The following is a 6,797-nucleotide window of genomic DNA, read 5'->3' on the forward strand; positions in this document are numbered from 1 at the left end:
CGATCCTCAGACTTTTTAAGCTGCTGATGTGGAAGTACTTGCTATGATCGTTAGGGTCAGAGGAGGCCTCTTCATCCCGGACCTGCAACCGCCAAAGGAGGCTCACTTGGAGCTAACCAGCGAGTGCAACCTGAGCTGCTCCTTCTGCTACAGGAGGAGCTGGAGTCCCGAGTCCGGATTCATGAGCCCGGATCTCTTCAGGAGGATCATGAATGATCTCAGGGAATTGGGTGTGAGGAGCATATGGCTGGATGGATTCGGGGAGCCTACACTGCACCCCAACTTTGAACAGTTCGTCAGGATGGCTGCAGAGAGCTTCGAGGTCAATCTGGTCACCAACGGAACACTGATGCGTGAGAAGGTCAGAGGTGTGGCTAGGATGCTGTCCAACATATTCGTGAGCGTGGAGTCCGTTATTTCTGAGACGTATCAAGTGATGAGGGGCTTCCAACTGGGAGGCTTGGAGGAGAGAATAAGGGAGCTCTCTCAGGAGGGTGCCAGGATCTGGTTGTCCACTGTCCTGATGAGGAGCACCTATCAAGGGCTCCCCTCCCTCGTCAAGTGGGCCTCAGAGCTCGGCGTCAGGGGCATACTCCTCTCCAACATAATACCGACGAGCAGGGAGATGGAGGAGGAGAGGCTCTACGGGAGGGCCGAGGTGGATCACGTGTCGGATGTCATCAGAGAAGCATGGATCGTGGCCACCGGAAGCAATATGAAGCTTGTGACTCCCTCATTCCACTACAGAGGTGAGAGGTGGTGTCCCTTCATAGAGAGGGATTCATTCGCCGTCACCTACGATGGGGAGGTCGTTCCATGCCTCTTCACCCTCCACAGCTACAGGGCCTGGGTGGACGGTAAGGAGGTTAGCGTCAGCCAGATAAGCTTCGGTAACCTAAGGGAGAGGTCTCTCAAGGACATCTGGTTCTCAGAGAGCTACGTTACTTTCAGATCAATGGTGAGGCTCTCCCAGTATCCATCATGCAATGACTGCCCGGCCTGGGACGGGTGCCAGATATCGGAGAGCAACCTCTACGATTGTTGGGGCAACTCACCCTCCTGCTCATTCTGCCCCTACTACAGGGGAGTCACGCAATGCCCCAGCGACTCAATAGTTGGGGGCCTGTTCAGGTGAGCATTCCTGCTTATAAGCTTCGGGAATTTTGGGATTTTAGTATCTCTTCATCACTTCCGATCCCCGATACTTCAAGCTGTGAGCTGACTCCGTTGATCCCGGCACCCGATCAACCCACGCGCGGGAGACGCAAAGGTTAAAACTTGAGGTGGTCACACCACGGGGGCCGGTGGTCTAGAGGCTATGACGCCGCCCTCACACGGCGGAGGTCGTGGGTTCGAGTCCCACCCGGCCCACCAACACGGGTCGTTCCGGAACTCAGGCGCTTAATGATCGAACGCCGGATCACCAGCTCTTCAGTGTGACCGCGACCACTTCCCCATCCCTGAGCCCCATCTTCTCCCTCAGATTCTCCTCATGAACCAACTCGAGGACATCATATCCATAGTGTCTCCTCCTGGGGAACACGGAGAATGCATTTATTTCGCCGTTGATGGTGACTGGATAAACCTCCACCTCTCCGAAGGTCCTTCCCTCCTCATAGAAACCCGGGATCACCTTGGGCACGACCTTCCTCCTCCACTCGACCACCTTCCAGGCGTCCTCGTGACCCAGCCTGAGGTTGAGGGTTCCCGGGAAGGGCCTGCATCCCACCACTTCCATGAAGCCGCGCAGGTAACCCTTCCTGGACATGTAATACGCTCCCTCCCCCATCCCGGAGAAGACCTCACCCATGACCACCTTCTCCCCCCACTCTATGCCCTCTATGGACTCCCTTATCGATCTAAGCAGCTCCAGGGACTTCTCAGATAGCATCACGTACTGACTCTTCTTGGAAGTGGCCGATCTAACGAAGCCCAGCTCCTCGGCCCTCGAGACCCACCTGGACAGGGTGGCCCTCGATGCGTTCATTAGCCTGCTCAGATCCTTAGCTCTCACGGGTTTCTTGGCACCACCCAGCAATGCCAGTGAGATTATGAGATGAGTCACCGATGGATCAGCCTTCATCACTTCCAATCCTGCTCCCCCTACCCGCCTTAACGAACAAGAGTTCCGATAACGTCCTCTCTATCAATATCCTAGCCTCATCGGCCTTTTTCCTCAGTGGTATGAGGGAATCTGGGAAGGAAGCGGACCCAATCCTCTCATAGATTCCCTCCATCAGGCTCACCAGTCCCTCGGCCATCTCCACATTCCCTTCCCTCATGCACTCCAGGGCGATCCTCCTCAGCTCCCCTATGGCATCGCTCACCCCCAATAAATACTCCCTAGCCCCTACCCCCAGTTCTGCGTGATCCGGTACCCTCTTCCCCGCCAGGAGCCTGCAGAGCACTATGCCCTCCACTATCTCCTGCAAGGAGTCCTGTATGATCGGCCTGATCAGGCAGCTTGATGATCCAAGCCTGGACATTGCCTCCTCCATGAACCTTTTCACCTCTCCCAGGATCTCTAGGAGTCCTCTCTCCACATCTTCCAGGCAATTCATCCTCCTAGCGCTGATTATGGAGGACCTGGCCACCGAGAGCCACCTCCTGGACCTCCTCAGGGCCTCCTCCCTCAGATCATCTAACTCCTCCATCTCCCTGATCGCGCGATCCAGCTGATCCTCCGGAACCCTAACCATTTTTATCCGGCTCACACACGATATGCTCTAGGATAAAGATGTTGAGTGCCCTAGTGACCACGCCGAGTCATGTCAGGAGGCTAATGGAGAAGCAGGGATACAAGTTCATACTTAACCATTCGGCCCTGAAGCCATGCTACTGGTTCAGGAAGTCGATTATGGAGGGGAGAACCTGCTATAAGAACAAATTCTTCGGAATTCCCACTTGGAGATGCATCCAGATGAGCCCCACGGCCTCCTTCTGCAACCTGCAGTGCAGCTACTGCTGGAGGCTCAACGCTAGCGATGTCCCCTCCCGCAGCAGGTGGGTGGAGGTGCCGGAGGGGACGTGGGACGATCCTGAGGAGATAGTTGAGGAGAGCATAAGGATCCAGAGGATGCTGATCCAGGGTTACAAGGGCGTGAAGGTCTTCAGGAGGGATTGGGTGATGGAGGCGGAGGAGCCGAAGCACGCAGCGATCTCCCTCACGGGGGAGCCTATGCTCTACCCCAGGATAGGAGGGCTAGTGGAGGCCTTCTCCAAGAGGGGGATGACCACCTTCATAGTCACGAACGGGACGCTCCCCGAGAGGATAGAGGGTATGGAGAAGGAGCCCACCCAACTCTACGTAACGGTTCCGGCCCCCTTCGAGAGGTTGTATGCTGAAATAACCAGACCGCTCTGGCCCGACGCCTGGAGCAGGCTTCTCAGGACGCTAGAGCTCCTCCAATCCCTTTCCTGTCCGACGGTGATGAGGATACCGCTGATAAAGGGTTTCAACATGGATGATAAGACTCTGGAGGGCTTCTCCAAGCTGGTGGAGAGGTACCAACCGACTTACGTCGAGCCCAAAGCATATGAATGGGTGGGCTACTCGAGGAGAAGGCTCTCCAAGGAGAACATGCCTTGGCACCATGAGGTCAAGGAGTTCGCCCTGAGGCTGGCCGCGCTCACGGGCTATAACGTGCTGGACGAGTCTGAGGAGAGCGGCATAGTGCTTCTGTCGAGGTTGGAGAGGGCCATTAGGTTCTACTGAGGTGATCCCTTGAGGGGAATGGTCCTTCTACTGGGAGGGAGGGTCTTCGAGGGGATACTCGATGAGGGCCCCAGGAGACCGCTCGAAGTGGCTGAGATGATCAGGGAACTCAGGAACAACCTCAGCATCGCTGTGGTGACGGGAGGAAGCGATGTCGCCAGGAGATACATAGAGGCAGTGAGCAGGGCGGGAGGGAGCAAGTACATGCAGGACTATGCCGGAATACTTGTGACCAGGCTTCACGCCCTGCTCATGATATCGGCCCTGGGAGATCTAGCCTACCCCAAGGTCGTGGAGAGTTATGAGGAGGCCGCTCTGGCGGTCGCCATGCGCAAGATACCCGTGTCCGGCGGGATTCATCCTGGATACTCCACAGATACTGTGGCTGCAATAATGGCTGAGAGGCTCGGATTCGACACCCTCGTGAAGATGACCGGTGTCGATGGCATTTACGAGGAGGATCCGAGGGTCAACCCATCGGCTAGGAGGATAGAGGAGCTGAGCTACGATGAGCTGGAGAGGATCGTTATGGGGAAATCATACGATCCCGGGAAGTATGAGCTTCTTGACGTAACATCGATAAAAGTGCTGAGGAGATCGTCGATAAGGACAATAATTTTAAGTGCTGATGATCCGAGCGCCCTCATGAGCCTGCTGGAGGGCAGGAAAGTGGGGAGCCTAGTGAGGTGAATTGGGGTGCTATCGGGAAGGAGCTGGAGGAGGCCAACAGCCGTCAGGAGGAGAAGGAGGGTCATCTCACCATCCATAAAGGCGACGCTAGAGGAGGCCTTTTACGGCACTCTCCTCGCTATATTCACGTTCCCGATATCACTCTTCATAGCTGAGCTGGGTGTCTGGGTGATGATAGTCTGGATGCAGCCGCTCGACGTGATACTGAGTAACTTCTACCTCACCTTAGTCCTGATACAGGCGCTATTCCTTCTGATACCGGCCTACAATAAGCAGCCTATCCGATTGATATTCGCCGCGGTGGTCGCCTACCTCATCTGGGTGGCCCTCGTCTCACTGGCGTCATTCGATCCCGTTGTCACGCTCTTCGGTAAACTTCCCTATTAGGGAAAGCTGGAGCGACATGCCGCCTGGATTTTTGGTCACCCTTCATGCTTCCAGTTCCTTTTCAGACTTCGAGAAGCTTTTGTGATCCCATTGAGCCCCGGGGAGAGTGCCTCCCATCCACAGGCGCGGCGTCGATGACCGGTGAGGTTCAAGGGTTAAGGGGGTTCCCACTCGGGTTCCACATGAGCTCGGGATGATTTCATGCCCTGAAAAATTATAAGTTGATGCTCCGGCCGGGATTTGAACCCGGGTCTGGGGCTCGAGAGGCCCCTATGCTTGACCGGGCTACACCACCGGAGCCGGGGGAGATGATCTCTTGAGAAATATAAACCTTAGCGCCGGCGCGATAGTGGTGCTGGGCGCACCCGGGTCGGGTAAGACAGCCGTAGCCATGGCTCTCTCCGAGAGACTGGGATGCGAATACTTGAATGTGGGCCAGCTGGCGCTGGAAAGAGGGTACATCCTTGAGAGGGATCCCGAAAGGGATTCCTACGTGATTGATGAGGATAAGGTCAGGGGGTATCTGTCGAAGGTGCTAGAGGAGGTCCCCTGCCTGGTTCTGGAGACGATAACCCCCTACGCGATTCCCAAGGAGAGGGTCTCCCTCGTCGTAGTCGTCCGGTGCAGGCCCTCCCTTCTCCTAGTAAGGCTTAGGGAGAGGGGGTACGGCCCGAGGAAGATAAGGGAGAACGTGGAATATGAGGCCATAGACGGTCCTGTCTTCGATGCGATGGAGCTGGCTGATGAGGGGAGGATAGTGGAGGTGGATGGATGCGAGGGTTCCCTGGAGGATGAGCTCGATCACGTCCTGAGCGGAGGAGCCCCTAGGAGGTTCAACTGGACCCAAGATTTCCTATCAATCCTGGATGAAATATCAAAGATGTGACTGAATCCAGTAAAATGTATTAGTCCTGATGATCTCATCTATCCTCTCCCTGCTCAAAGGTATCTCGTCCACGGGCCTCACCTGGAGCACCTCAACATCGTAAGGGAGCATGAGGACGCATTCACCGGGCATCAGCGCGGTTACCCTCTCCAAGACGTTGCTCCCGCCGTGAGAAGGCTTTATTATCCTGAGGTCGCTTTGGGAGTCCATTCTGTGCAGGATCTTCACCCCGGTGTTCCTGACAACTCCCTCGGGTATCTCCGATAGGCCCTGGGACACCAGAACCAGGGAGACCCCGAACTTCCTGAGCTCCGCGAACAACCTGTTTATCAACTCCGATCCTATGGCATCCTTGTAGCGTGGTATGAGCTTCTCAGCCTCCTCCATCACTATTATAAGTCTGGGGAACTTCGATTTCGTCTCCTCCCTCACGAAGCGATCCTTCACCCTTTTCAGGATGAAGAAGGATATCAGCTGTTTTTGAAGGTCGCTCTCGATATCTCCAAGCTCCAAAAGTGTCAGATTTTCCTCGAATCCCGTTGATAGTATGTTATCGCAGGAGAAGAGGCTCTCGCCTCCCGATATTAGGGGCTCCAGCTTCCTCACCAGGGACGCCCTGCTCTCCTCCTCCGGCTGGGAGCTCGGCACCATTCCCTTGACCTCCAGCATGAGATCCAGCATGTTCGGAGGGTTCTTCTCGCTGGAGAGGTCGCTCAACCTCCTGAGAGCCTTCAGGAGGAGGTAGAACTGGGATGGTGTGAGATCTAGGAGGGCGGATAGTGTCTCCGCCACCAGGAAGACCTCCTTCTCACCCTTCGGTATCGAGACCAGGGGGTTTACGCATATCTGGGGATATCCGGGCCTGTTGAAGTACACCCTGCCGCCGAGCTGGAACGCGAGGTTTCTGTACTCCCAGTGGGAGTCCATTATCAGGGACGGTATCCCCATGTTCCAAGCCTCATAGACTATCCTCTTCACGGTGGTCGTCTTGCCGGATCCCGTCTGACCAGCCACCAGCACGTGCCTCGTCAGATCCTCTGGGCTCATCCCTATGATCTTCCCCCTCCTCTCCCCCAGCTCTATCAGGAGCTCGCCTCCCCTGACCTCCTTCCCCAGCTC

8 protein-coding genes and 2 tRNA genes are annotated in these 6,797 nt (G+C 55.9%); 6 read left to right on the forward strand and 4 right to left on the reverse strand.

The window, feature by feature from the left end; translation table 11 throughout:
- Positions 1–43 precede the first annotated feature (43 nt).
- Positions 44–1,135, forward strand: coding sequence for a radical SAM protein (locus BA066_02765; protein RDD53775.1), 1,092 nt, complete (start codon positions 44–46; stop codon positions 1,133–1,135).
- 163 nt (positions 1,136–1,298) lie between these two features.
- Positions 1,299–1,374, forward strand: a tRNA-Val gene (locus tag BA066_02770).
- A gap of 46 nt (positions 1,375–1,420) precedes the next feature.
- Here BA066_02770 and BA066_02775 read toward each other — a convergent pair.
- Positions 1,421–2,083 carry a DUF120 domain-containing protein gene (locus BA066_02775; protein ID RDD53776.1) on the reverse strand — a complete coding sequence of 221 codons (663 nt, stop codon included), beginning with the start codon at positions 2,081–2,083 and terminating at the stop codon, positions 1,421–1,423.
- Positions 2,073–2,699: a hypothetical protein gene (locus BA066_02780; GenBank protein RDD53777.1), complete on the reverse strand. Its 627-nt coding sequence runs from the start codon at positions 2,697–2,699 to the stop codon at positions 2,073–2,075. Before BA066_02780 ends, BA066_02775 begins: the two co-directional genes overlap by 11 nt.
- A 38-nt stretch (positions 2,700–2,737) precedes the next feature.
- Between BA066_02780 and BA066_02785 the strand changes: the two genes are divergently transcribed.
- From BA066_02785 to BA066_02795, 3 genes are read left to right on the forward strand one after another with little or no spacing between them, the layout of a single operon-like run.
- Complete coding sequence (locus tag BA066_02785; GenBank protein RDD53778.1) at positions 2,738–3,715, forward strand: 4-demethylwyosine synthase TYW1; 978 nt, start codon at positions 2,738–2,740, stop codon at positions 3,713–3,715.
- Positions 3,716–3,733: 18 nt separating this feature from the next.
- Positions 3,734–4,405 carry a UMP kinase gene (pyrH, locus tag BA066_02790; GenBank protein ID RDD53779.1) on the forward strand — a complete coding sequence of 224 codons (672 nt, stop codon included), beginning with the start codon at positions 3,734–3,736 and terminating at the stop codon, positions 4,403–4,405.
- Between the two features lie 6 nt (positions 4,406–4,411).
- On the forward strand, positions 4,412–4,792 hold the full coding sequence (locus BA066_02795; GenBank protein RDD53780.1) for a hypothetical protein: 381 nt from the start codon (positions 4,412–4,414) through the stop codon (positions 4,790–4,792).
- 225 nt (positions 4,793–5,017) lie between these two features.
- Here the strand turns inward: BA066_02795 and BA066_02800 are convergent.
- Positions 5,018–5,092 (reverse strand) — tRNA-Glu (locus BA066_02800).
- A gap of 52 nt (positions 5,093–5,144) precedes the next feature.
- Here BA066_02800 and BA066_02805 point away from each other — a divergent pair.
- On the forward strand, positions 5,145–5,678 hold the full coding sequence (locus tag BA066_02805) for a hypothetical protein (GenBank protein RDD53781.1): 534 nt from the start codon (positions 5,145–5,147) through the stop codon (positions 5,676–5,678).
- On the opposite strand, the gene BA066_02810 is transcribed toward BA066_02805, so the two are convergent.
- Positions 5,667–6,797, reverse strand: a 1,131-nt coding sequence (locus BA066_02810) for an ATP-binding protein (GenBank protein RDD53782.1), incomplete at its 5' end; no start/stop codon positions are given. The genes BA066_02805 and BA066_02810 overlap by 12 nt on opposite strands.

This window comes from Candidatus Korarchaeota archaeon NZ13-K (assembly GCA_003344655.1).
Classification (GTDB): domain Archaea; phylum Korarchaeota; class Korarchaeia; order Korarchaeales; family Korarchaeaceae; genus Korarchaeum.

Bases quoted from the DNA above. Each gene is read 5' to 3' on its own strand.
- BA066_02765 (RDD53775.1), top strand. From the start codon at position 44: ATGATCGTTAGGGTCAGAGGAGGCCTCTTCATCCCGGACCTGCAACCG.
- BA066_02775 (RDD53776.1), bottom strand. From the start codon at position 2,083: ATGAAGGCTGATCCATCGGTGACTCATCTCATAATCTCACTGGCATTG.
- BA066_02780 (RDD53777.1), bottom strand. From the start codon at position 2,699: ATGGTTAGGGTTCCGGAGGATCAGCTGGATCGCGCGATCAGGGAGATG.
- BA066_02785 (RDD53778.1), top strand. From the start codon at position 2,738: ATGTTGAGTGCCCTAGTGACCACGCCGAGTCATGTCAGGAGGCTAATG.
- pyrH (RDD53779.1), top strand. From the start codon at position 3,734: ATGGTCCTTCTACTGGGAGGGAGGGTCTTCGAGGGGATACTCGATGAG.